Source organism: Stenotrophomonas sp. STEN046 (genome assembly GCF_056759755.1).
This window is the reverse complement of the sequence record NZ_JBRRDR010000096.1, coordinates 1-243: the sequence shown is the minus strand read 5'-3', so window position 1 is coordinate 243 and position 243 is coordinate 1. Positions and strand designations below refer to the sequence as shown.

Here is a 243-nt window from a genome sequence, read left to right as displayed (position 1 = left end):
TCCAGTAGATCCACGCCATGCGTGGATGCCCGGTCCAGTAGATCCACGCCATGCGTGGATGCCCGGTCCAGTAGATCCACGCCACACGTGGATGCCCGATCCAGTAGATCCACGCCATGCGTGGATGCCCGGTCCAGTAGATCCACGCCATGCGTGGATGCCCGGTCCAGTAGATCCACGCCATGCGTGGATGCCCGGTCCAGTAGATCCACGCCATGCGTGGATGCCCGGTCCAGTAGATCC

General features: G+C 62.6%; 1 protein-coding gene. It reads right to left on the bottom strand.

All coding sequences use genetic code 11. The features are described from left to right. On the bottom strand, nt 1–217 hold a 217-nt coding region (locus tag ACVOLJ_RS20880), incomplete at its 3' end, for a hypothetical protein (RefSeq protein WP_481564995.1). Nucleotides 218–243 lie beyond the last annotated feature (26 nt).